The sequence below is a fragment of the Niabella aquatica genome (assembly GCF_054779315.1).
In genome coordinates, this window is sequence record NZ_BAAGYM010000026.1 from 1 (window position 1) to 21,727 (window position 21,727).

20 protein-coding genes are annotated in these 21,727 nt (G+C 42.6%); 12 read left to right on the plus strand and 8 right to left on the minus strand.

Going from position 1 to position 21,727, the window contains the following annotated elements:
- Window positions 1–121 precede the first annotated feature (121 nt).
- A complete protein-coding gene (gene mutS, locus ACYVBM_RS17400; RefSeq protein WP_460686972.1) occupies window positions 122–2,788 on the minus strand; it encodes a DNA mismatch repair protein MutS in 2,667 nt (888 codons plus the stop codon).
- 179 nt (window positions 2,789–2,967) lie between these two features.
- Between mutS and ACYVBM_RS17405 the strand changes: the two genes are divergently transcribed.
- The 5 genes from ACYVBM_RS17405 to ACYVBM_RS17425 all read left to right on the plus strand — a co-directional run bounded on the left by ACYVBM_RS17405 (window position 2,968) and on the right by ACYVBM_RS17425 (window position 6,333).
- A complete protein-coding gene (locus ACYVBM_RS17405) occupies window positions 2,968–3,606 on the plus strand; it encodes a hypothetical protein (protein ID WP_460686973.1) in 639 nt (212 codons plus the stop codon).
- Window positions 3,607–3,637: 31 nt separating this feature from the next.
- Entirely contained in the window at window positions 3,638–4,162 is a 525-nt protein-coding gene (locus ACYVBM_RS17410) for a DUF4943 family protein (RefSeq protein WP_460686974.1), read from the plus strand.
- 60 nt (window positions 4,163–4,222) lie between these two features.
- Window positions 4,223–4,480: a hypothetical protein gene (locus ACYVBM_RS17415; RefSeq protein WP_460686975.1), complete on the plus strand. Its 258-nt coding sequence runs from the start codon at window positions 4,223–4,225 to the stop codon at window positions 4,478–4,480.
- 374 nt (window positions 4,481–4,854) lie between these two features.
- On the plus strand, window positions 4,855–5,523 hold the full coding sequence (locus ACYVBM_RS17420) for a DUF5034 domain-containing protein (RefSeq protein ID WP_460686976.1): 669 nt from the start codon (window positions 4,855–4,857) through the stop codon (window positions 5,521–5,523).
- A gap of 6 nt (window positions 5,524–5,529) precedes the next feature.
- Window positions 5,530–6,333 (plus strand): hypothetical protein, encoded by an 804-nt coding sequence (locus tag ACYVBM_RS17425; RefSeq protein ID WP_460686977.1) that lies wholly within the window; start codon window positions 5,530–5,532, stop codon window positions 6,331–6,333.
- A 74-nt stretch (window positions 6,334–6,407) separates the two neighbouring features.
- On the opposite strand, the gene ACYVBM_RS17430 is transcribed toward ACYVBM_RS17425, so the two are convergent.
- Window positions 6,408–7,037: an NUDIX hydrolase gene (locus ACYVBM_RS17430; protein ID WP_460686978.1), complete on the minus strand. Its 630-nt coding sequence runs from the start codon at window positions 7,035–7,037 to the stop codon at window positions 6,408–6,410.
- Window positions 7,038–7,123: 86 nt separating this feature from the next.
- Here ACYVBM_RS17430 and pyrE point away from each other — a divergent pair, with 86 nt between their 5' ends.
- Complete coding sequence (gene pyrE / locus ACYVBM_RS17435; RefSeq protein WP_460686979.1) at window positions 7,124–7,759, plus strand: orotate phosphoribosyltransferase; 636 nt, start codon at window positions 7,124–7,126, stop codon at window positions 7,757–7,759.
- An 839-nt stretch (window positions 7,760–8,598) separates the two neighbouring features.
- Here pyrE and ACYVBM_RS17440 read toward each other — a convergent pair.
- Both ACYVBM_RS17440 and ACYVBM_RS17445 read right to left on the minus strand, forming a co-directional pair.
- Window positions 8,599–9,912, minus strand: a complete 1,314-nt coding sequence (locus ACYVBM_RS17440; protein ID WP_460686980.1) for a carboxypeptidase-like regulatory domain-containing protein — start codon at window positions 9,910–9,912, stop codon at window positions 8,599–8,601.
- Window positions 9,899–10,477, minus strand: a complete 579-nt coding sequence (locus ACYVBM_RS17445; protein WP_460686981.1) for an RNA polymerase sigma factor — start codon at window positions 10,475–10,477, stop codon at window positions 9,899–9,901. Before ACYVBM_RS17445 ends, ACYVBM_RS17440 begins: the two co-directional genes overlap by 14 nt.
- Before the next feature lie 395 nt (window positions 10,478–10,872).
- Here ACYVBM_RS17445 and ACYVBM_RS17450 point away from each other — a divergent pair, with 395 nt between their 5' ends.
- The 3 genes from ACYVBM_RS17450 to ACYVBM_RS17460 all read left to right on the plus strand — a co-directional run bounded on the left by ACYVBM_RS17450 (window position 10,873) and on the right by ACYVBM_RS17460 (window position 14,483).
- Window positions 10,873–12,843, plus strand: coding sequence for a vWA domain-containing protein (locus ACYVBM_RS17450; protein ID WP_460686982.1), 1,971 nt, complete (start codon window positions 10,873–10,875; stop codon window positions 12,841–12,843).
- 167 nt (window positions 12,844–13,010) lie between these two features.
- Window positions 13,011–13,721, plus strand: coding sequence for a porin family protein (locus tag ACYVBM_RS17455; RefSeq protein WP_460686983.1), 711 nt, complete (start codon window positions 13,011–13,013; stop codon window positions 13,719–13,721).
- A 357-nt stretch (window positions 13,722–14,078) separates the two neighbouring features.
- Window positions 14,079–14,483, plus strand: coding sequence for a hypothetical protein (locus ACYVBM_RS17460; RefSeq protein ID WP_460686984.1), 405 nt, complete (start codon window positions 14,079–14,081; stop codon window positions 14,481–14,483).
- Here ACYVBM_RS17460 and ACYVBM_RS17465 read toward each other — a convergent pair.
- Both ACYVBM_RS17465 and rocD read right to left on the minus strand, forming a co-directional pair.
- Window positions 14,480–15,088 (minus strand): VIT1/CCC1 transporter family protein, encoded by a 609-nt coding sequence (locus ACYVBM_RS17465; protein WP_460686985.1) that lies wholly within the window; start codon window positions 15,086–15,088, stop codon window positions 14,480–14,482. The two genes, ACYVBM_RS17460 and ACYVBM_RS17465, sit on opposite strands and share 4 nt — an antisense overlap.
- Window positions 15,075–16,313, minus strand: a complete 1,239-nt coding sequence (gene rocD, locus ACYVBM_RS17470; protein WP_460686986.1) for an ornithine--oxo-acid transaminase — start codon at window positions 16,311–16,313, stop codon at window positions 15,075–15,077. Before rocD ends, ACYVBM_RS17465 begins: the two co-directional genes overlap by 14 nt.
- Before the next feature lie 480 nt (window positions 16,314–16,793).
- On the opposite strand from rocD, the gene ACYVBM_RS17475 reads away from it, so the two are divergent.
- The 3 genes from ACYVBM_RS17475 (at window position 16,794) to ACYVBM_RS17485 (ending at window position 19,449) form a co-directional block, all read left to right on the plus strand.
- On the plus strand, window positions 16,794–17,657 hold the full coding sequence (locus tag ACYVBM_RS17475) for an alpha/beta hydrolase fold domain-containing protein (RefSeq protein ID WP_460686987.1): 864 nt from the start codon (window positions 16,794–16,796) through the stop codon (window positions 17,655–17,657).
- A gap of 9 nt (window positions 17,658–17,666) precedes the next feature.
- Window positions 17,667–18,920 (plus strand): replication-associated recombination protein A, encoded by a 1,254-nt coding sequence (locus ACYVBM_RS17480; RefSeq protein WP_460686988.1) that lies wholly within the window; start codon window positions 17,667–17,669, stop codon window positions 18,918–18,920.
- 79 nt (window positions 18,921–18,999) lie between these two features.
- Window positions 19,000–19,449, plus strand: a complete 450-nt coding sequence (locus ACYVBM_RS17485; protein ID WP_460686989.1) for a GNAT family N-acetyltransferase — start codon at window positions 19,000–19,002, stop codon at window positions 19,447–19,449.
- Window positions 19,450–19,560: 111 nt separating this feature from the next.
- On the opposite strand, the gene ACYVBM_RS17490 is transcribed toward ACYVBM_RS17485, so the two are convergent.
- Entirely contained in the window at window positions 19,561–20,751 is a 1,191-nt protein-coding gene (locus ACYVBM_RS17490) for a lytic transglycosylase domain-containing protein (protein ID WP_460686990.1), read from the minus strand.
- Window positions 20,678–21,727: hypothetical protein (locus ACYVBM_RS17495; protein ID WP_460686991.1), on the minus strand; the 1,050-nt coding region annotated here is incomplete at its 5' end. The genes ACYVBM_RS17495 and ACYVBM_RS17490, both read right to left, overlap by 74 nt.

The following is a 21,727-nucleotide window of genomic DNA, read 5'->3' on the forward strand; positions in this document are numbered from 1 at the left end:
GTAAAAATACTCACCCAACAAACAAATGATGAATTTGACACCCTCTCTTAATGTACGAAAATAATCGTACAATGACTATCTTTTAATTTTCGGGAACACCCTACTGAGTTGATTGTGCGTTTTATTTCACCATCCCCTTAATTTCCTGTAGTTTCAGTAACGCTTCAACAGGCGTTAGGCGGTTAATGTCAATATCCGCAAGCAGCCGGCGTATTTCATCAAAGGTCTGGCTATGCGCGTCAAAAATAGAAAGCTGGAATTGCGGGGTGCTTAAGCTTTTTACTTTCTCTGATAACTCTGCTTTACGGTCATCGATACCTTCCAATTTCGCGTCTTCCGGCCTCCGGCTTTCGTCTTCATCCATATGTTGGGTTTCCAGTTGCATTAAAATTTCATTAGCCCGTTTAATAAGAGATGTGGGCATGCCCGCCATTTTCGCTACATGAATACCAAAGCTGTGCGTGCTGCCCCCACGGGCCAGCTTGCGGAGGAAAATGATCTTATTCCCCGCTTCTTTATTGGTAATATGATAGTTTTTAATACGGTCAAACTTTTCTTCCAGCTCGTTCAGCTCATGATAATGGGTGGCAAACAGGGTTTTGGGTTGATGGTGCGACTGGTGCAGATACTCTACAATGCTCCAGGCAATAGAAATGCCATCGTAAGTAGAAGTGCCGCGCCCTATTTCGTCTAAAAGTATAAGACTTTTGGGCGTGATATTATTGATGATGGCAGCTGTTTCGTTCATCTCTACCATAAAGGTGCTTTCGCCGCCGCTCAGGTTGTCTGATGCCCCAACACGGGTAAATATCTTATCTGTGAGTGATATTCTGGCCTCAGTAGCAGGAACGAAGCTGCCCATATGCGCCATCAGCGTGATCAGGGCCGTTTGCCTTAGCAAAGCCGATTTACCGCTCATGTTGGGCCCTGTAAGAATAATGATCTGCTGGTCGGTTTTGTTCAGCTCCGTATCATTATGAATATAGCTTTCGCCAACAGGCAGGTAACGTTCTATAACCGGGTGCCGGGCTTCTTTCAGCTGCCAGTCGTCTCCGTCATGCAATACCGGCTTTTTATATTGATAATGGATGGCGTTATGCGCAAAGCAGCAAAGGCAGTCCAGTATGGCCAGTAAGTTACCATTGGTTTGTACCGGTTGCAGATAGTCGGACAGCTCGTTTAGTAACTGATCGTATAGCAGTGCTTCCAGCTGTAAGATCTTTTCTTCCGCTCCTGTTATTTTTTCTTCGTATTCTTTTAATTCGGGGGTAATATAGCGTTCTGCATTAGCCAGTGTTTGCTTGCGTATCCAGTTTTCAGGCACCCGGTTCTTATGGCTGTTGGTCACCTCCAGATAATAGCCAAACACATTATTAAAGCCTATTTTTAAAGAGCTGATACCGGTTTTTTCGGCTTCTGCTGCCTGCATTTTAGCCAGGTAAGCCTTACCACTTTGCGATATGTGGCGCAGATCATCTAATTCAGCATGAATGCCATTATTAATAAAACCGCCTTTAATGGCAGTGGCAGGGGGATGCTCAATAATTTCCCTGAAGATCTTTTCGGCAATAAGCGGGCAGGGATTGAGCGCATCACTGATCCGTTGCAGGTAAGAACTGGTATGCACCGCACACCGATCTTTTACCAGCTGAACCTGTTTAAGGCCCTTAGCCAGCTGCAGCACTTCACGGGGACTGATCTTCCGGGTAGGGATCTTCGCTACCAGCCTTTCAATATCCCCGCAATTTTTGATAGCCTGAACCAGCTCATTCCTGAGGTCGGTTTCTATGATCAGCAATTCCACCAGCTGCAGGCGTTCATTGATTTTATCAAGGTCTATGAGCGGAAATAAGATCCATCTTCTAAGCATCCTTGCTCCCATAGGCGATGCGGTATTATCCAGCACTTTTAAAAGGGTAGGATTGCCCTCGTTGCTGCCATAGATCAGCTCCAGGTTCCGGATAGTGAAGCGGTCCATCCACAAAAAATCATTACGATGAATACTTTGTAGCGAGGTAATATGCTGCAGGTTCGGGTGCTCGGTGTCTTTTAAATAATGTATTACGGCCCCTGCTGCCGTCAGTCCTTTTTTTTGTTCTTCTACACCAAACCCTTTTAAAGAATGAGTCTGGAAATGTTTTAAAAGCGTGCCCTGGGCATAATGATCATCAAAGATCCATTCATCCAGCGTGTATATATACATCTTGCCACCGAAAAACTCTTTAAATTTTTTTTGCTGGTGGCGCTGAAAAACAACCTCAGACGGAGAGAAGCTTTGCAAAAGCTTGTCTGCATATTCCCTGTCGCCCTCGGCAATAAAAAATTCGCCGGTAGAAAGGTCAAGAAATGCCATCCCGAAATAATTGTCATCCACGAAATGCAAACCTGCCAGGAAATTATTGCTTTTATACTCCAGCAGCTTGTCATTAATGGCTGTGCCCGGGGTGATCATTTCAGTTACACCCCGTTTAACGATGCCTTTTGCCTGTTTGGGATCTTCCAGTTGGTCACAGATGGCCACACGGTAACCGGCTTTAACCAGCTTGTGCAAATAGGTGTCCAAAGCATGATGCGGGAAGCCGGCCAGGTCCAAAGAGGCGGCTGCGCCGTTATTCCTTTTAGTAAGCGTAATGCCCAACACCTGCGAAGCTATTACTGCATCCTGTCCAAACGTTTCATAAAAATCGCCCACGCGGAACAACAGCACGGCATCAGGATATTTTTGTTTAATAGCCTTATGCTGCTGCATCATAGGAGTTTCGGCAATATCTTTCTTCACTTTAGACATGGAGGGCAAAAATAACGGAAAATGAGTTTGCCTTTTCAATTATCATCCGCAGGTCATATATAAAGATCCGGGACAGAACGCCCCAAACTGTCTTAATAAAAAATACAGGGGCAAATTTTTTTTTAGTGGTATGTTGCGATGCGTCTGACTGCTTCGTTTTAAATAAAAAGCCGTTTTATATGAGTAGAATATGCTTGCTGATTATTTTGTCTATGATAGCTTTGGCCGGTTGCAAAAAGGATAACCCCGAACCCGATCGCTGTAAAGATTGTATCAGGGTTTATAAGCCTAATATATACCTCTATCCATTAGAGGAAACCGCTCTTCATGTGGGGCTGAGTTTTCCTTTGGGTGGCAGTGTAGTGGTGTCTATACCTCAGTATAATAATGGATGGAGTGTAAATGTGGCTCCTTCCGGCAGGATTGATGATAAATATGATTACCTTTTCTATGAAAGCGATCAACCGGATAAATGGCAGAAGAAAACCGGCTGGGTGGTGAAACGTGATAGCCTGGAGCACTTTTTTGAGGCGGATATGAAGGCCTGTCTGTTCAGGGATAATGAAATTAAAGACTTTGTTGATTACTGGATACCGCGGTTAAAAGATGCGCCCTATTACGCAATATATCCTCAGGAAAAACCGGTAATTGAAAGGCTGATACAGCTGCATTTTTCTGAGCAGCCTGATAATGTGTTAAGGTTATTTTATGTAGTAAAGGCGCTCAATAAGCCGGTTCAGTTAAAACCCCATGATAAAACAACACCTGTTTCCCGGGAGGGCTTTAATGTAGCTGAATGGGGCGTTATACTCGAATAATAAAGTAATTTTATTATTTAACCACAGCATTATGAAGAAATGGATTCTTTTTACAATGATAGGGATGCTCTTCATGGGCTGTAAAAAAGATCAATTTGATATTAACAATCCCGGCGTTGAAAAATTTGTACAGCTGCTGAAGAGCGGGACTTATAGTGAATATGAGCGTAATGAAAAAGGGGGACTTTTATGGCTAAAAATGCCAAAGTTCAGGCAGGAGCATATTGCTGCGCTGATTGACTTATCGAAAGACACCACGCATATACAAAGATTTCCGACCAACCCTATATCCTCGCGTACGCCAATTCCTTATGGCAGGGATTATTTTGTTTTAGGAGAGTGCCTGTTATGGATGGTAGAATGTGTAAGAAGCGGCGGCTCGCTTGATCCTTACTTAATAGATACTTCTAAAGATGTGAATGAAAGCTATAAGGGCGTTATCACTACCGAAATATTGATCATCAGCGATAAGTACCGTCAATGGTGGAGCAGTTATAAAAACGGCAACTGGAAAGGAAATGACCCTTTAGCGGGTACTTCGTACAGGTGGATGTAAAGCAACTGGTGAATTACCATTTTTTCTCATCCTGATATAGGTTGCTGTCGTGTAGCGGATGTGTTGGTTACTTATGAGAATGGTTCTTTTTTTGAAACATGGAACCCCGATCCATGGACGCTCAGTTATGACCGGGAAAATTTTTGTGTGCTTACCTATAATGCAAGTGCTCAGCAATACAAGTCCTACATTGATAACGCATATTTCAGGAATGTAGGCTGGATCTATGTAACATCCGATACCCTGAACCCGCATCCATGGGATACGCTTCCGACGTATTTTCAGAATTCGGTCAATTACCTGATCGCCTATTATTAGCCGTTCGTTAACTGAATAAGCCAGGGTCTTTCTATGTAAAAACAGGAAAGACCCTTTTTTATAGTAAAAAAACGGCTTTGACATTAGCCCAATCTTTTTACAGACAGAATTATCGTGAACTCAATCAGTTAGGCAGTATAGCTACATCTCCAATAAGCTCGGTCCATTTTCAGGTAAATAATAAACAATCTGATAAACGGAGAGGAACGCTATTTATTATGGCGTGTTTTAATGTAATCTTTATATAAAATAGTAAAGTGTTGCGATAAAGGCTGTTTCAACGTTATAAGAGAAAGACCATATATTCATGTCTTGTTTTACAGGGACAGAGGATAGGCGGGTCTTTATAAACTTTATTAAACCAGCTTGGGCTTATGATAACTTTCAGGGCGTTTATAATTACATTGTTATGTTTTATAGTAGCTGTAGGTACGCGTTGTTCCTGCTGTAAATGTGATGAAGTAGACTTGAAATACACTTCAACTTTTAAAGAGCTGGAATTAACCAGCCTCGATAACTCGGGTAAGGATACTGTACCTGTAATTAATAATACAGTTAATAAAAACGCGTATGCTTTGAAGCTAACGCTGATTTCAGAGGCAGGTATGATAGCTAATAAGCCCTGCAGGCCTTTTAGCTTGTTTATTACCGATGCCAATGCAATGAGCTGCGGGTGCAATACCTCTCAAAAGTATATTCCTACTGATAGTGTCGGCGCTGTTTCTATAATTAGCCTGGAACCTTTTGATGACACTACCCCTGCAAATGCCGATGTTACTGACCGGTTCAGATATTATGATCGGTACCAGGGGAGCTATATAAAAGTAAATGACCTGATTAATAGTGACCGGCAGGGGCTATTTTATCCGGGTTATTATTACAAGCAAGATGACGCAATGCCGGTAACCAGGTTAAAATCGGCTATAACTATTATGCTGATGGAGCCGCCTGCCATCTCCGGTGCTCACCGGTTTAAAATGGTTATTCTATTAAAATCAGGGTTAAGAATGGAGCAAACAACGTCTGCCTTAACATTGCAATAATTAAGTATGAGAAAGCTTACCGGGATTGTATTGTTGTTATTGGTGCCCCTGGCAATAAACGCACAGAACCCCTTTGAGTTTAAGGGAAGATTCTTTGGGCATTTTGGCGCAGGGTACAGGGCTCCGCTGAAAAAATATTTCAAAGGCCAGTTGTTGGATGATATGTTAAGTCTTAAGAATAACAGTGTTTCCATTGATGTAACCCATTATTATTTTGTCTGGAAAAACTGGGGCGTTTTCTGGAATATGCAGTTTGACCCTTCCAGACCTGAACACCGCCCTAAAAGTGATTTGCAACGATTTGTCCGGTATGAAAATGACTATTATTTTTCCAACAAAGGGGGATGGTTGTCTCCGGCTAACATAGATGAACGGATGGTTTGGGGAGTGACTTATCGTTTTGAAAAAGAGCGCTGGCGTATTTTTTCCTCATTGGGCGCAGGATTGTCGGAGTTTGAAGCTGTTGAGGATTTTAAAGATCTCAAAGAAAAAAATAGCAATGTTTACCATAAGGCGGAGCTTATCAGAATCGGAGGTTCTGATGATACCAAAATAGAAACCAATTTTTTGACGGCTGCCAGCCTTTTATGCGGTTACCGGCTTAATAAAAGATTTACCGCCGCACTTAATGTAAAGCTGGCCCGCTTTAAACCCAATTTTGAGTACAGACTGGAAAGAACCAATCAGTTTACCGGGGAAAAATTTATAGAGGATACTTATAATTACAAAAGAAGTACGGTTGACTTAACTGCTTCCGCCGGAATTATGTTTACACCCAGTATTGATAAACGGGGTAGGGGTAAGAATTAATTATATTTTATAGACTGTTTGCTGTATTTTTTCGGGAAATAGCTATAAAAAGTTTCTGTACTTTCCCACCCTTTTTAATTTTGATCAGTATAGCATTGGATCACATCCCTGATAGAAGGGTAGGCCTTGTGTAGGTACGGCTCCATTTCTTCTTTTTTGACCCATTCGATCTTTTCTATATCCTCTTCTGTTTGGGGAACCAGTGTTTCGTTGGCTTCCACTTGCATGAGATACCAATGCGATTCCTTTAAGATATGGTGCGTGCCCTGCCCGTAAGTATGGTAAGTAATCAGCAGGGGAGCGGATATAGCTATTTTAGTAAGTCCGGTTTCTTCCTGCACTTCGCGCACTGCGCATGCTTCTATGGTTTCGCCTTTGTCCTGGTGTCCCTTGGGCAAATCCCAATACCCACGCCGGAAGATCAGGAGCATTTCCTTTTTCTCGTTCAGAACCAGACCACCGGCAGCTACATGCAGTTCAAATTTTTTAAAGAACTGGTTCTTAAGATCTTCCAGGTTGCTGTGTAAAAAAATACCGCAATGAATTTCCGGCAGGGATATTTCGCGTAGCATAGCTTTTACGGTATGGGTATCCAGCTCGTCTATAAAAATGGTGTCCGGCCGGTGGTGCAGCTTTTCGAGGTCTGTGCTCAGCTCATCGCAGAGATAAACAGGTTTATTGTGTATGTATAGGATCATCTGCATAGTTGGCCTTATTTATAGTTCTCACAAATAATTCGCGCATTCGTAGCTTAATCTCTAATTTCGCAACCTAAAATTAGATACAAGCCATGAATGATGCAAAAGTTGTCGCTGAAAAATTATTACAGGCCAATGCGGTAAGGCTAAGCCCCGACATTCCGTTCACCTGGGCGAGCGGCTGGAAAAGTCCCATTTACTGCGACAATCGCAGCGTTTTATCTTTTCCTTTTATCCGCGATTTTGTAAAAAGCGAAATGTGCAATGTGCTTTTTGAACAATTTCCTGAAGCCGATGCTCTGGCTGGAGTAGCTACGGCCGGAATTGCCTGGGGTGCCATGGCTGCCGATCAGTTAAAACTGCCTTTCCTCTATGTACGCCCCAAACCAAAAGATCATGGCCTGGGCAACCAGATAGAAGGACGCTATGAAGCCGGGCAAAAAATTGTGGTAGTGGAAGACCTGGTGAGCACCGGGAAAAGCAGCCTTCAGGCAGTAGATGCCTTAGAAGCAGCAGGACTGGAAATTGTGGGAATGGTATCTATTTTTACGTATGATTTTACTATAGCTAAGGAAGCATTTGAAAAGCGCAATCTTAAATATTACCCTTTAACCACCTATCCTGTGCTCCTGGAACTTGCTCTTGAAAAAGGAATTATTAAACAGGAACAAGCCGAATTACTTTTGCAATGGAGGGTAGATCCTGCCAATTGGACAGGATTATTATAAGACGATCTGCTATTAATTTTTGTAAGCTTTTACACGTAAGCGCATTTTTATTAAATTTTCCGGAGCGGGTCCGGAATATATAATAGCCCCTTTATGGGGCTTTTTTCATGAGCTACAACGTTTGTTTTAGCTGCTCTGTGGTTAAGGTATTTTTTATATGGAATCAACCCAATCATTTTACTCAATTCTTCACCTGATTGTATTTGCGCACTAATCCGTTTTTTAAATCTGGATGTATGGATGCTAAATTCATTAGTTTTTTGACAGATGAAGAAGAAAAATAGGCATACTAAAACAAATGGCATATTAAAATTAGTATAAAATAATCTAAAACAAATATTTACATTTATTATTTCATTAAAAATTTTATTAAATATTACTTATACTGGATGGCAATTTGAGAGATATTTGTACTTTATCTATTTTATATAAAATATATAATTAATTAATTGATTAACAATAAAATGAATTTTATTATATTAATATTTTATTTATTTTATAAAATAGTTACAGTTTTATTATAATATGTTTTGCCTGACTAAAGTAATATTTCAGGTGATTTTACTAGTATTTTACTTTAGATAATAGGTGAGAGAAATTTCAACAGGTATTTATCTAAAATTAAAGTTTAGATAAAAAACAACTTAATGCTTTTTTATCTCAGCAAACATTACCCGCAAAAACACCTCTCCTACCCCATCGGGGAAAGGCCTTTTTTATAATTTTTAGAGGGGAAAATTAAGAGTAGCAAAGGAAGCTGTAAGTGTTATTGCAAGAAATCATTGACTTTCTGTCAGATCGTATCAGGTATAAAATAAAGGGAAGGGAAGTAAAAATTTTCAGTTTACGGGTATTTTCACCACCGCATTTTTGTCCAGCTTAAAATTCTTCCATTTGGTTTTCCGGATCATTTCGATGGCTTTTTTTGCCAGGATCTCATCAGGACTTTCCACGATCTCGAAATTAACAGGATCGCCGTTATCGTCTACTGTAAATTTAATTTGCAGGATCTTGTTAGCCTGAGATTTGTCAACGCCAAGTCCTGTACCCAGTGATTCATAAAAATGAGCCCAGCCTTCTTCGGGATAAATGACCTCGTTTTTCCAGGCATTTTCTGTTTGTTTTTGAAATTTCCGGAAATCGCCTATAGCCCCGCTGCGGGTATTCTTTTTTTGCCGGCTATATCCAACTACCACTATTTCATTCAGGTCGGTTTTTGCCTCTGTTAAAACAATATTATTTTGACGGAGCGGTGTTAGAGTGGCTACCACATTATCATATCCTGTCATATCCACGGATACTTCCATGCTGCTGTCTGCGGCAGGTAGCATAAAGCTTCCGTCACTTTTAGTAAGCAGGCCTTTGTTGCCTGGCGCAGAAACAGTAGCAGCTGGTAAGGGATTTCCCTGCTTATCAGTTACTTTTCCGTACAGGTAATTTACAGGATGCGGGACTGAAGCAGTCATGTAACCGGAATTTCCGTTTGCGGAGCTGTTCCGTGCCATTGCCGGGGCAGCGGTACCTTTCAGCATGATACCGGGCGTTTCGTCAGCCAGGGAGATCTCAGCGGCAACCGCCGGGGGCGCTGTTTTGAGTTGCGGCTCTGATGCTGCAACAGGCGTATTATTTTTTTTCAGAACAGCTATTGGTTTGTTTTCCCTTACAGCTGCCGCTTTTTGCGATGGCATTTCATGACCAGCACCGGTGTTAACGGGCTCTGCCGGTTTTCCGGCCTCAGTTGTTCCGGTAAATGTATCTGGCAGCGACAGCTCCCGGTTAACATTCGCAATAGGAGCTGAGGGAGCCCTGCCACTTTCTTTTTGCATAAACCACCAGGCGCTGCCGGCAAGCAGGCTCAAAGAGCAGGCTGCAGCTACCCAGCGCCACCATTTTCCAGACGTTTTTTGTGGCAGGGGCACCCGTATATTCTCTTTCCCCGCCATGCCTGAAATGGCCGCTCTTATATCATTCAGGTGTTTATGGATAACGGGGTCGTTAGCATTTCTAAAGCCATCAATAGCATCGGCCAGCATCGGATCTTTTAAGGCCGCTTTTTCCATATCGTGCATTTCCTGCGCGTTCATGCCACCGTTCAGGTATCTTTTAATATCCTCCGGCCCATAAAAATGATATGTATTGCTATGTTCCTGCATTCTTTTCCATACAAATTTTAAGGTTCCGCCGTCCGTTTTGTATCAGGCTGCGTACTTTATTCCAATCCATCCCCGTTGCTTCAGCTATTTCATTGTAACATTTATTATCATAATAGAACAGCTGAATGCTGCTTTTTTGCTCATGGGGTAGCTTTTCGATGCACTTTTCCAGCCTTTTAAAGGCTTCCTCCTTTTCAATTACACTATCCAGATGCGAAAAATCGTCCGATTGCATAGTGTATTGCTCTAAATTTACGGTAATGTTCTTTTTAGCGCTGCGCAATTGCATCAGGCAATAATTTTTGGTAAGCACATATACCCAGCTTTTAAAATGCTGAATTTCGTGTTGTGGCACTTTTCGCAAAAGTTCCTGGTAAATATCCATTACGGCGTCTTTGGCCTCATCAGCATCTTCCAGGTATTTCAGGCATACGCCATATAAAAGATCGCTGTAACGAAGGTATAGCTCCGCTAAAGCGTTCTGGTCGCCGGAACGCTTATATTCCCGCAACAATTCCTCGTCGCCTGACTGTTTTAACGATGTTATTTTAAATACCTGTGCCAAATTTCAACCTCAGCCCTACACGAAAGCCGGTTATCCTATTTTTATATAATCACCACTACTGCTATGTTAGCCGTGAGTTGTCAGCAGTGAGCAGTGCTAATGTGTACAGCTTCTAATATACACCCACATTTTACAACTTACCATTCTCCTGCAACACGGCCATGTACAATAACATACCATATTATCATTTTCATTGCCACGTTTGCTTTACTTTACTTATAATGCATTGCCCTATAAAGGATGCTGAATACCGGCTAATTACACATGCAATTTAATTTTTTTTCTTTTTATGTAATTATTTTAACTGTTGCATCCTATCTGCAAATACTAGAGGTGACATACCACCGTACTGTATCTTTCAAAACCCTGTTATCAATCAGTAAAAAAACACTATCATGAATTACCTGAAATTTTTTGCAGCGGCATTGATATTGCTGGCGCTTGTTGCCTTTACCTTAAAAAAACAAACTGTTACAGGTATTGTTGTGGATGATGCCAATAATCCTGTAGCTAATGCCTCTGTACAGGAAAAAGGAACGGCTAACGCCGTTAGTACCGATGCCAAAGGCGGATTTTCTATTGAAGTAGAAAGCGCATCTGCTGTTTTAATTATTACTGCTGTGGGGTATGATCAACAGGAAATAAAAGCGGGTTTCGGCCGGCATCTTAAAATTGTACTGAAAAGTTCAGGAGTTAACTTAAACGAAGTGGTTGTGATAGGTTATGGTAAGCAGGAAATGAAAGCACTTACAGGCGCTGTAACCTCCGTTCAGGCAAGTCCGTCTGTCAGGATCCGGGGGAACTCATCCTTATATGGCAGCCGGTCTGCTGTGACGGACAATGATAACTGGCGTTATAATAACAATTTCAGCCGTGAAGGATACGATAATATTAAAGAAAACCCTTTTTTAAGATCTTCCGACAATCCTTTGTCTACCTTTTCAATTGATGTAGATGGCGCTTCTTACAGTAATATCAGGCGCTTTATTAACAGCGGGCAGCTTCCTCCTGATGGTGCTGTACGTATTGAGGAAATGATCAATTATTTTACGTACGAATATCCGCAGCCGACCGGCGACGCACCTTTCAGCATTCATACAGCATATACTGTTTGCCCGTGGAATGAAAAGCATCATCTCGTATCTATCGGCTTGCAGGGTAAAAAAATACCTGTGGAGCACCTTCCCGCCACTAATATCGTTTTTCTCATAGATGTAAGCGGGAGCATGTGGTCGCAGGATAAACTGCCTCTGGTGCAATCTTCGATGAAGCTGCTTACTGATCAGCTGAGGCCGCAGGATAAAGTAGCAATAGTGGTATATGCCGGAAATGCCGGGCTGGTGCTGCCTTCAACAGATGGCAATGAAAAAGTGAAGATAAAAAAAGCGATAGATGGTTTACAGGCCGGAGGTTCCACTGCAGGCGGAGCCGGCATTAAGCTGGCTTATAAAGTAGCGCAGGACCATTTTATTAAGAATGGAAACAATCGTATTGTGCTTTGCACTGATGGGGACTTTAATGTAGGCCAAAGCAGTGACGATGAGCTGGAAAGAATGATCGAAGAAAAAAGAAAATCGGGGATATATTTAACCGTTCTGGGTTTTGGCACCGGAAATTACCAGGATGCCAAAATGCAGAAGCTGGCCGATAAGGGAAATGGTAATCATGCTTACATTGATGATTTAAGCGAGGCAAGAAAAGTGCTCATCAGCCAGTTTGGAGGCACCCTGTTTACTATTGCAAAAGATGTGAAGTTGCAGGTGGAATTTAATCCTGACAGGGTACAGGGATACCGATTGATCGGTTATGAAAACCGGATGCTTGCAAAAGAAGATTTTAATGATGATAAGAAAGATGCAGGTGAGCTGGGCAGCGGTCACACGGTTACAGCTTTGTATGAAATAATTCCGGTGGGTGTTAATGCTCCCGAATTAAAAAAAACCGATAATCTAAAATATCAAAAGCCCGGAAAACAGGTACCGGCATTCAGTCATTCAGATGAAGTAATGACGGTAAAATTTCGTTATAAAAAGCCGAAGGAAGATAGAAGCCTTTTACTGGAAAAAATAATAACAGGGAACCCGGTAGCCTTTAATAATGCCGGCAATAATGTAAAGCTTGCGGCTGCTGTGGCAAAGTTTGGTATGATGCTCAGAAACTCAGAATATAAAGGTACAGGTGGTTATGCTATGGCTTCAAGTATCCTTACACCACTTGTAAAAGAGGATAAGGAAGGGTATAAAAATGAATTACTGCAACTGGTGAAAGCGGCCCAATCGCTGAAAATGGCTGAGGATGAAAAGGAAAGCGCATCAGGGCATGGCAAAGAGCATCCAATGATAAGGTTCTTATCACAGGCGGATTAAATAATCGGCCAATCCATAAACCGGAAAGTGAAGCAGGCTGGACTTTTTCAGCCTGTCTGTATTTCAACGGTTTATCACTATCGTTTTGTTGTTTTCCATATTTTGGCACAGTTTTTATAATAATAGGGCAGGAAAATTAATCCTGTAAAAATTTTAAACAAAGAACTATGAAACGTACATGTATTTTAGGTGCACTGGCATTATTAGGGATTGCAGGCGCTGCACAGGCTCAGGGATTTGCTGATGCCAAAATTGGTATTAAAGGCGGATGGAACAATTCCAATATTACCAATGGAAAGGAAGGAAACCTGGACGACAGCAAGCGATTGAACAGTTTTAATGCCGGAGTAGTAGGCGCTATTCCCCTGGGCTCTACATTTGAGATAAGAACCGGGCTGGATCTTCAGTCCAAGGGTACAGAGTCTTCAACAGCCATTACAAATGGTGTTAAAACCACTTACAAGGTAAATCCTATGTACCTGGAGCTGCCGGTAAATGTGGCTGTAATGTTGCCTTTTAATGAAAGGGTAAAAGCTTATATTGGTGCAGGTCCTTATGCAGCTTTGGGTATTGCGGGAAAATTAAAAACCAGCGTCGAAACCAATGGTACCACTACTACCTCATCTCGAAATATTAAATGGGGTAATGACAATCCATTAGATAGTGACGACAGACGTGGTACAGTGGGTTCGGGCCAGTTTAAACGGTTTGATTTCGGAGCCAATATTATTGGTGGTATAGATTTTGGTAAATTTGGCGTACATGCGCAGTATGGAATTGGCTTAACCAATACCGCACCAGGTGGCAGCAATGAAAATAATGCCAATAAAAATAACCAGCACCGTGTAGTTGGGGTAAGTGGTGTATTTTATTTTTAAAGCTGGTAAGATATATTATGCAACGTATAAGCGCTCCACCACGTGGAGCGCTTATACGTTATTGCTATAAAATGATTTGTCAACTGTTCTTTTATACCCCTTAACTGCTTTTCTGTTTAAAAGCGGTTTCATCATAGCCTATTTGCTATACACCAGGGCATAAAATATTTTTAAAGGCTGGAACACGTTAGGATTATATATACTGGTTGAAGATTTGAAAATAAGATATACGGTCATTGAGTTGACTCTATATAAAAACTACATTTGATTGATAATGGGTGAGGGTTTAAACCTGCCACTTATTCAGGAAATGTAGCCCTTTTTACTTTATTTTCGCGCAAACTAATTTTATTAAGGATGACCCGCTCACAATGGTTTGCTGTTATTGGTGTTATTATTTTAGTGGCAGCCTGTTTTTTGCCATGGATACACATTGAAGACCCTGCCATTACCATAACAGGTATTGATACTACCGGAACCAGGTATGGGAAACCGGGTTATGTTCATTTTGTATGGGCAGCGTGCATATTGTTAGGTACGTTTATTCCCAAAATATGGGCTAAAAGAATCAATCTGCTTTTCGGTGCAGTTAATCTTGCGTGGGCCATCAGGAATTTTGGTATACTTCCCAAATGCGAAGGAGGTATTTGCCCTGAAAAATTACCGGGGCTTTACTTGGTGCTGGCGGCGTCTGTAATATTGATGATCGCTGTTCTTTTTCCTAAAGAGCCGCAATTAAAAGATAAAGTTATCACCCGTTAGAAGAAACTGCCTGCATAATAAGCTGCTGCTGCTGCTGCCATGCCCGACAGGGACATGATCAACATACCGTTCAAAGGGTTTTGGTCGGTTATTTTATATTTACAGAATCCTAAAAAGGCTAATAATAAAAATGGTACCAGTAGCCCTGCATAATCTGGCAACGGTACAAAGTAATTATTGATCAGAATAAGGATGCCGCCACAGGCAAATCCGCCAAACATAGAAAGAGCGTAACTTCGGGGAGTAAGACCGCTGGTGGCATTACTGCCTTCCTGCCATTCTTTTTCCCATGCCTTATTTTCCTGCAACGTATCTGCTGCCATTGCTTTTTTCAGTTCATCCTCTATATCCAGGGCCTGGTATATTTTAAGTATCCTGCTTTCTTCTCCGGTATGTCTCATCTCTTCTTTACGGGTATAGTAGGCCCCTAAAGCCAGGAGCCCGGCTGTAAACAGTACTGCAATACCGGAATAAAGGTATACAAGGTTTGTGGCCACTCCTTTTGCCAATAAAAAACAAAGCAGGGCCAGTATTACAATAATGCCTTCTGTGGTGCCTACAATAAAGGCGGGTAAAAAATTGTAGGATGTTTTAGAATGATTCAAAAGCTTTTAATGTTTCCTGAATGATAAAAATACATTCTTTTATCTGTTCTGCAGTAATAATCAGCGGTGGTGCGAACCTTATTTTGTTGCCATGAGTGGGTTTAGCGAGCAGGCCGTTGTCTTTTAATGCCAGGCAAATATCCCATGCTGTATTGTCGTGGGTGCAGGCTATTTCTATGGCATTTAATAAACCTTTGCCTCTTACCGCTTTGATCAGCGGGGAAGATATTTTTTTCAGGTTTTCCCTGAAAAGGATGCCCAGCTTCTCGGCATTGTCCGCCAGGTTCTCGTCTGTTAAAACCTGTAAAGATGCCATCGCTGTTACACTGGCCAAAGGATTGCCGCCGTAGGTAGAGCCATGCTCTCCTGGCTTCAGGGTAAGCATAATGGCATCATCGGCTAATACAGCACTTACCGGCATCATGCCGCCGCTTAAAGCTTTTCCCAGCAGTACGATATCCGGCCGTACCTTTTCATGATCGCAGGCCAGCATTTTACCGGTACGGCAAAGGCCGGTCTGTATCTCATCAGCGATCAACAAGATATTGTATTTTTTGCAAAGCTCCCAGGCCGCTGACAAATATCCTTCATCCGGTACAATTACGCCTGCTTCTCCCTGTATGGGCTCAACCAGGAAGCCGGCAATATGCTGCTCTGTTGCTAATACTTTTTGTAAAGCATCGATATTGTTATAGGGAATATTGATAAAGCCGGGGGCATAAGGTCCAAAATTTTTTCTGGAAGAGGGGTCGGAGCTGAATGAAATAACCGTGTTGGTTCTGCCATGAAAATTATCGTTGCACACAATAATTTTAGCTTCATCTCCTGCAATGCCTTTTACCTCGTACGCCCATTTACGGCAGAGCTTGATCCCGGTTTCCACTGCTTCCACACCGGTATTTACAGGCAGCACCTTGTTATAACCCAGCAGGCCGGTGATGTATTTTTCAAAAGCGCCCAGCCGATCATTATAAAAGGCACGGCTGGTAAGTGTAAGCTGCTGTGCCTGCGCTACAAATGCTTCTACAATTTTGGGGTGGCAATGCCCCTGGTTTACGGCCGAGTAGCCGCTTAAAAAGTCGTAATATCGTTTCCCTTCCACATCCCATACATATACACCCCGGCCTTTTGTTAAAACCACGGGAAGGGGATGGTAGTTATGAGCGCCATATTGCTCTTCTAATTGAATACAGGTATCTGCTGTTGTATGTAAAGCTGCTGACATATCAGGATCTTTTATAGATAGATAAAATAAGTATTACCGGCTGTTAAAAAATAGTCAGTGGTTCAGCAGGTCTAAATGCTGCTGTAAAAAAGATGATATGTTCCCAGTGCTTTTGATGCGCGCAGATTTCATACAAAGTAACAATAAAAAAACGGGAAACGGAAACATCAGTGGTCTAACATTCTGCTTAAAATACCCGGCAACGATGGGGGAGGGGAGTGTACCTTTTCCCGGAGAGCCTGTTCCGGGCATATTTTCAGAAAGATGACTGCAGGCCGGGGATAAGGAATTAAAATCCCGAAACAGCTTTCGGCTTTTTGCTTCCAGGCCTTAACAGGTATTTTGAGCGGACGATGGAGCCTGGTTTGATGAATGCGGCAATCGGATACACCTGTTTTTTAAACAGGCTGCTGATAAATTAATATTTATTTGCTGATATTTACAAAGAATTTCCCGCGATAATTCTGAAATACCATGCATATGAAGCAGATCTTATTATACCTGTTGCTCACGGCTACTTTTTTTTCCTGCTCGAAGGATGATGATTTCAGGCCGGATGAACCAAAGGCAGACGCTGCCCAGGAAAAAAACGTAAAATATGGCAGCAATTCATTGCAGACCTTGGACTATTACTTACCAGCAAACAGGTCTGCTACCAGTACAAAAGTGATCATATTAATACATGGCGGTGCCTGGGCCGACGGTGATAAAGGCGATGCAAGCTTTCAGCCGGTTGTGGACTCAATCAGGAAAAGACTGCCGGACTGGGCCATTTTTAATTTGAATTACAGGCTTGCAACGGTTACAGGTGGTAACAGGTTTCCTGCTCAGGAAGAGGATATTAAAACCGCTGTTCAATATATTTACGACAGGAGGCAAACTTTCGGAGTCTCTGATAAATGGGTTTTAGCCGGTGCAAGCGCCGGGGCGCACCTGGCCCTGCTGCAGGCATACAAATATAATACTCCCATAAAGCCAAAAGCTGTAATAGATTTTTTTGGTCCTGCTGATATGGCTGCTCTTTATAACTGGTCCGATGCTGCAACTAAAATAGGTTTGGGGATATTGTTAAACGGCACACCAACAGGCAATCCAACCATGTATTATAACAGCAGCCCTGTCAATTATGTCAGCGCAGCTCCGCCAACTATTATATTGCAGGGCGGGCTGGATGATACGGTACCTAAGGAACAGTCTGAAGCGCTGCGCGATAAATTGGCCGCCCAGGGAACTATACATGAGTATATTTTATATCCCAACCAAACACACGGCTGGTCAGATCCTGCTATTTGGTATGACTGTCTTAACAAAGTTCAAAGTTTTCTTAGTGTAAATGTGCCCTAATTTTGCGGCATGACTCCATTAGCAGAACGGATAAGGCCCCGTAAACTGGATGATGTGGTGGGCCAGCAGCACCTTATTGGTAAAAACAGCATATTGCGTAAATCAGTCGAAAACCGGTCGCTGGGCTCGGTGATTTTCTGGGGTCCGCCCGGCACCGGAAAAACCACGCTGGCTAATATTATAGCTCATGAGCTTTCTGTTTCATTTTTCTCGCTGAGCGCTGTGAATGCCGGGGTAAAAGAAGTAAGGGAAGTGATTGAAAAAGCAAGGCTGGAGCAACAGAGTATTTTATTTATTGACGAAATACACCGCTTTAATAAAAACCAGCAGGATGCGCTGCTACATGCCGTTGAAAAGGGCATCATCACTCTTATTGGGGCTACCACGGAAAACCCGTCTTTTGAAGTAAACAGCGCCTTACTGAGCCGCTGCCAGGTATATGTGCTAAAGGCCCTGGAAGAAAAAGACCTGGTACAACTGCTGCACAAAGCTATTGAAGAAGATCAGTTGCTTAAAAAGAAGAAGATCAGTTTAAAAGAAACAGAAGCACTGATCAATATCAGCGGCGGCGATGCCAGGAAGCTGTTGAACCTGCTGGAGCTGGTTGGTAATACAGCCAAAGATAAAGTTGATATCACCAATGCGCTGGTGATGGAAGTGGCGCAAAAAAAAGTAGCGCTTTATGATAAGAGCGGGGAGCAGCATTATGATATTATTTCGGCTTTTATAAAATCAGTACGGGGCAGCGACCCGAACGCCGCTGTGTACTGGCTGGCGCGGATGATAGAAGGAGGGGAGGACGTAAAATTTATTGCCCGCCGTATGGTGATACTGGCCAGCGAAGATATTGGCAATGCCAATCCAAACGCGCTATTACTGGCCAATGCTACTTTTGATGCGGTGAATAAGATTGGTTACCCCGAAGCGCGTATTATCCTGTCGCAATGTGCTGTTTACCTTGCTTCTTCTGCCAAGAGCAATGCTTCTTATATGGCTATTGCTGATGCGATGAGCGCGGTAAGCCGCTGGGGTGATCTGCCGGTTCCGTTGCATATAAGAAATGCTCCTACCCAATTGATGAAAAACATGGATTACGGGAAAGGCTATCAATATTCCCATAGTTATGATAATAACTTCAGCGAGCAGGAATACCTGCCTGAAAAGCTTTCGGGAACCAGGTTTTACGAACCCGGCAATAATCTCAGGGAAAATGAATTGCGCAATTATTTAAAAAAGCTGTGGAAGGAGAAGTATGGGTATTGAACAATGGGTAGTGAAGGGTGCGTAAGCAGAGTCGGATGGAGGGTATGTGGTAGTTTTATAGACATAAAAATCGGGTGATATGAACTGGATCTGTAAATCGTTTCAGGAGCTGTTGACTGATGAGCTTTATGCCATACTGCAGCTGCGTTTGGAAGTGTTTGTAGTGGAGCAGCATTGCTATTACCAGGATTTGGATAATAAGGATCAAAAGAGCTTTCATCTTATGGGACTGCAAGACGGCTTACTGGTAGCTTATACCAGGCTGTTACCGCCCGGTGTAAGCTATACAGCCCCATCTATAGGCAGGGTAGTGCTTCGTGCTGCCCTACGCGGCTCGGGACTGGGAAAGGAGCTGATGCAGGAAAGCTTGGCCCGCTGCTATGAGCTATTTGGCAGTCAACCGGTAATGATCGGGGCGCAATATCATCTTAAGGCTTTTTATGAATCATTGGGATTTGCCCAGTGCAGCGATATATATGATGATGCCGGGATCGATCATATTGAAATGGTGAAGGAGCGCCATTCCTGATTGCACGATTGAGCCGGGTATGCTGCCAACCGGGAGTTTTTTAGCTCTTAATTTCAGTGCTGCTAAGTACGGTTGAGAGGATGATCAGAAAGCATGCTGTAGTAAATATTACTATTTCTGGTATACGACATTTTTCAATAGAACATCAATCCTTTTTTTTGATAAGAGGTCGGTCAGCAAAATGCCTTTTTGCTTATTGAGATCGAGTAAGGTTACATCGTGGTCGTAGCCCAATTTAAAAAATACCCTGTCATCAATAATCCAGCCCTGCACTCCAAATGAATATCCTTTGAAGGAAAGGCCATACCGGGAAGTTATCAGGTCTTCATCCAGCACTATGGTTACTATATTGCCATCCAGGAAGTTTTTCATTTTACCTTCGATATGGGCCAGCACATACTGTTCTTCTTTTATAACAGGAGCTTTCCTGCCTTTATTTTTTTCAAGCTCCTGTTCTATTGCCCCGATTATAGCAGCATCGTTTGTAACTTCAAGGTCAGACTCCTTTGGATTTTTTTTAGGGCCGGCCTTTGCACTAAATACGTTATATCCGAATTTGGAATTATACAATTCAGGATATTCAAACAGTTCCTTTATCGCGATAATTTTATACACGTACAACCCTGTTTCGGGATTAAGTTTCATTGCAAAATAATTATTGCCCTGGGCCCTCATGGCATCTAAAATATTGCCGATACCGAAATTATATGCAGCAATTGCCAACGGCCAGTTTACCGTACCGGCGAGCCTGTTGAGCCCCGTATAGTTATCTCTTATCAGCTGGCAGGCCACCCTGGTAGCTTTATCAAAGTTCTCCCGTTCATCAATGCCGGCATCTACTTTCATACCATATCCCCTGGCTGTAGCCGGCATGATCTGCCAGATCCCTTTCGCACCTGCGCCCGACTCGGCCCTGGTTAAGAACCCGCTTTCCACAACAGGCAGGTATTTTAAATCCTGGTGAAGGCCATAAGCAGCCAGGTATTTTTCCAACAGCGGAAAATAACTATTGGCTCTTTGCCGCAAGGAAGGGAGGTTTACTACGTTTACCTGCTTTTTTATTACGTTGATGAGCTTATCCTGAACAAACTGCTGGTCCATAGGAACCGGCACTCCACAAAACGTAATAATGTGCTGTGCAGTTACCCTGCTGCTGAAATAAAAGCTTATCAGCAACAGCAGCACATATATTTTTTTTATAACAGAGGGCATAACCGGCTGTTCCCTTTTAATGATCCTTTTTTGACCTTTTCTTTTTTGATTTCCCGGAATCTTTCTTTCCTGCCTCCTGTTCCAGCTCATTCTTTTTTTTACTTCCGCCGGAAACAGCTACCGTAGTTTGTACTTTGGCCAGCTCGCTGATGTATTTACTACCGGGGATTACGATGCTTGTGCTCCCTTTATCTTTTCGCCTGTCTTCAATAAACAATACCAGGCTCTCACTGGCTATAACATTTGGAGAGCGTGTTGCAAAAACAATATATTGTGTTGTTCCGGGCCTCACAATAGGATAAAAGTTGATGTATGTAAGATAACTGCATTTAATGATCATCTTAGCCTGCTCTTTCTCATTGTACCAGTACATATAGGTTTTCCCGAGCAGGAAATCTTCACTGGTTGGGTTCTCTATCTTTATCTTGTAATAGGTATGTATATCTTTAAAGGCTATATTTTCCAAAGTTATCTTTACACCTCCGTTAATTAAACTTCCCGCAGCAATATTCAGCTTGTCGGCTGTTGCTGTTTTTATCAGGGAGTCAGCGATCCTGAAGTTACGCAATGTGTCGGCCACTATAAAAAAGTCAGCATTTACCATTGCCATCTGCCCTGCAGGAATATTGTAAACATCAATACCTTTTTTCCCATAACGTTGCCAAAGCCCTGTCTCGCTATAAGCTTTATTAGCTTCTCTTTCCTTCTGTTCCGCTTCCAGCTGTGCCAGCTTTTCCCGGGCTGCTTTTTGCGCAGCCTCTTTTTTTGCAAATTCCTCCTCCGCTTTTTTTCTTTTCTCTTCTTCTACGGCCTTTTGCTTAGCTAAAGCCTCCTCCTGTAACCGCTTTTTCTCTGCTGCTTCTTTCTGGGCTTTCGCCAATGCCTCGGAAGCCTGTTTATCTTTCAACTCTTTTTCTTTCTGGGCTTTCGCTAATGCCTCCTGGTCTTTTTGGGCTTTTAGTTCCTGTAGCTCACGTTCTTTAGCCTTTGCTTCTGCTTCCTGCTTCGCTTTCAGCTCCCTGATCTTCTGCTGTTCGCCGGCCTGTTTTTTTGCTAATTCCTCTTC

What these genes read in the sequence shown, in the direction of transcription:
- ACYVBM_RS17440 (WP_460686980.1), bottom strand. Translation starts at nt 9,912, where the DNA reads ATGCAGGAACATAGCAATACATATCATTTTTATGGGCCGGAGGATATT.
- ACYVBM_RS17485 (WP_460686989.1), top strand. Translation starts at nt 19,000, where the DNA reads ATGAACTGGATCTGTAAATCGTTTCAGGAGCTGTTGACTGATGAGCTT.
- ACYVBM_RS17410 (WP_460686974.1), top strand. Translation starts at nt 3,638, where the DNA reads ATGAAGAAATGGATTCTTTTTACAATGATAGGGATGCTCTTCATGGGC.
- ACYVBM_RS17455 (WP_460686983.1), top strand. Translation starts at nt 13,011, where the DNA reads ATGAAACGTACATGTATTTTAGGTGCACTGGCATTATTAGGGATTGCA.
- ACYVBM_RS17480 (WP_460686988.1), top strand. Translation starts at nt 17,667, where the DNA reads ATGACTCCATTAGCAGAACGGATAAGGCCCCGTAAACTGGATGATGTG.
- ACYVBM_RS17425 (WP_460686977.1), top strand. Translation starts at nt 5,530, where the DNA reads ATGAGAAAGCTTACCGGGATTGTATTGTTGTTATTGGTGCCCCTGGCA.
- ACYVBM_RS17405 (WP_460686973.1), top strand. Translation starts at nt 2,968, where the DNA reads ATGAGTAGAATATGCTTGCTGATTATTTTGTCTATGATAGCTTTGGCC.
- ACYVBM_RS17460 (WP_460686984.1), top strand. Translation starts at nt 14,079, where the DNA reads ATGACCCGCTCACAATGGTTTGCTGTTATTGGTGTTATTATTTTAGTG.
- ACYVBM_RS17420 (WP_460686976.1), top strand. Translation starts at nt 4,855, where the DNA reads ATGATAACTTTCAGGGCGTTTATAATTACATTGTTATGTTTTATAGTA.
- ACYVBM_RS17490 (WP_460686990.1), bottom strand. Translation starts at nt 20,751, where the DNA reads ATGAGCTGGAACAGGAGGCAGGAAAGAAAGATTCCGGGAAATCAAAAA.
- pyrE (WP_460686979.1), top strand. Translation starts at nt 7,124, where the DNA reads ATGAATGATGCAAAAGTTGTCGCTGAAAAATTATTACAGGCCAATGCG.
- ACYVBM_RS17430 (WP_460686978.1), bottom strand. Translation starts at nt 7,037, where the DNA reads ATGCAGATGATCCTATACATACACAATAAACCTGTTTATCTCTGCGAT.
- ACYVBM_RS17450 (WP_460686982.1), top strand. Translation starts at nt 10,873, where the DNA reads ATGAATTACCTGAAATTTTTTGCAGCGGCATTGATATTGCTGGCGCTT.
- ACYVBM_RS17475 (WP_460686987.1), top strand. Translation starts at nt 16,794, where the DNA reads ATGAAGCAGATCTTATTATACCTGTTGCTCACGGCTACTTTTTTTTCC.
- rocD (WP_460686986.1), bottom strand. Translation starts at nt 16,313, where the DNA reads ATGTCAGCAGCTTTACATACAACAGCAGATACCTGTATTCAATTAGAA.
- mutS (WP_460686972.1), bottom strand. Translation starts at nt 2,788, where the DNA reads ATGTCTAAAGTGAAGAAAGATATTGCCGAAACTCCTATGATGCAGCAG.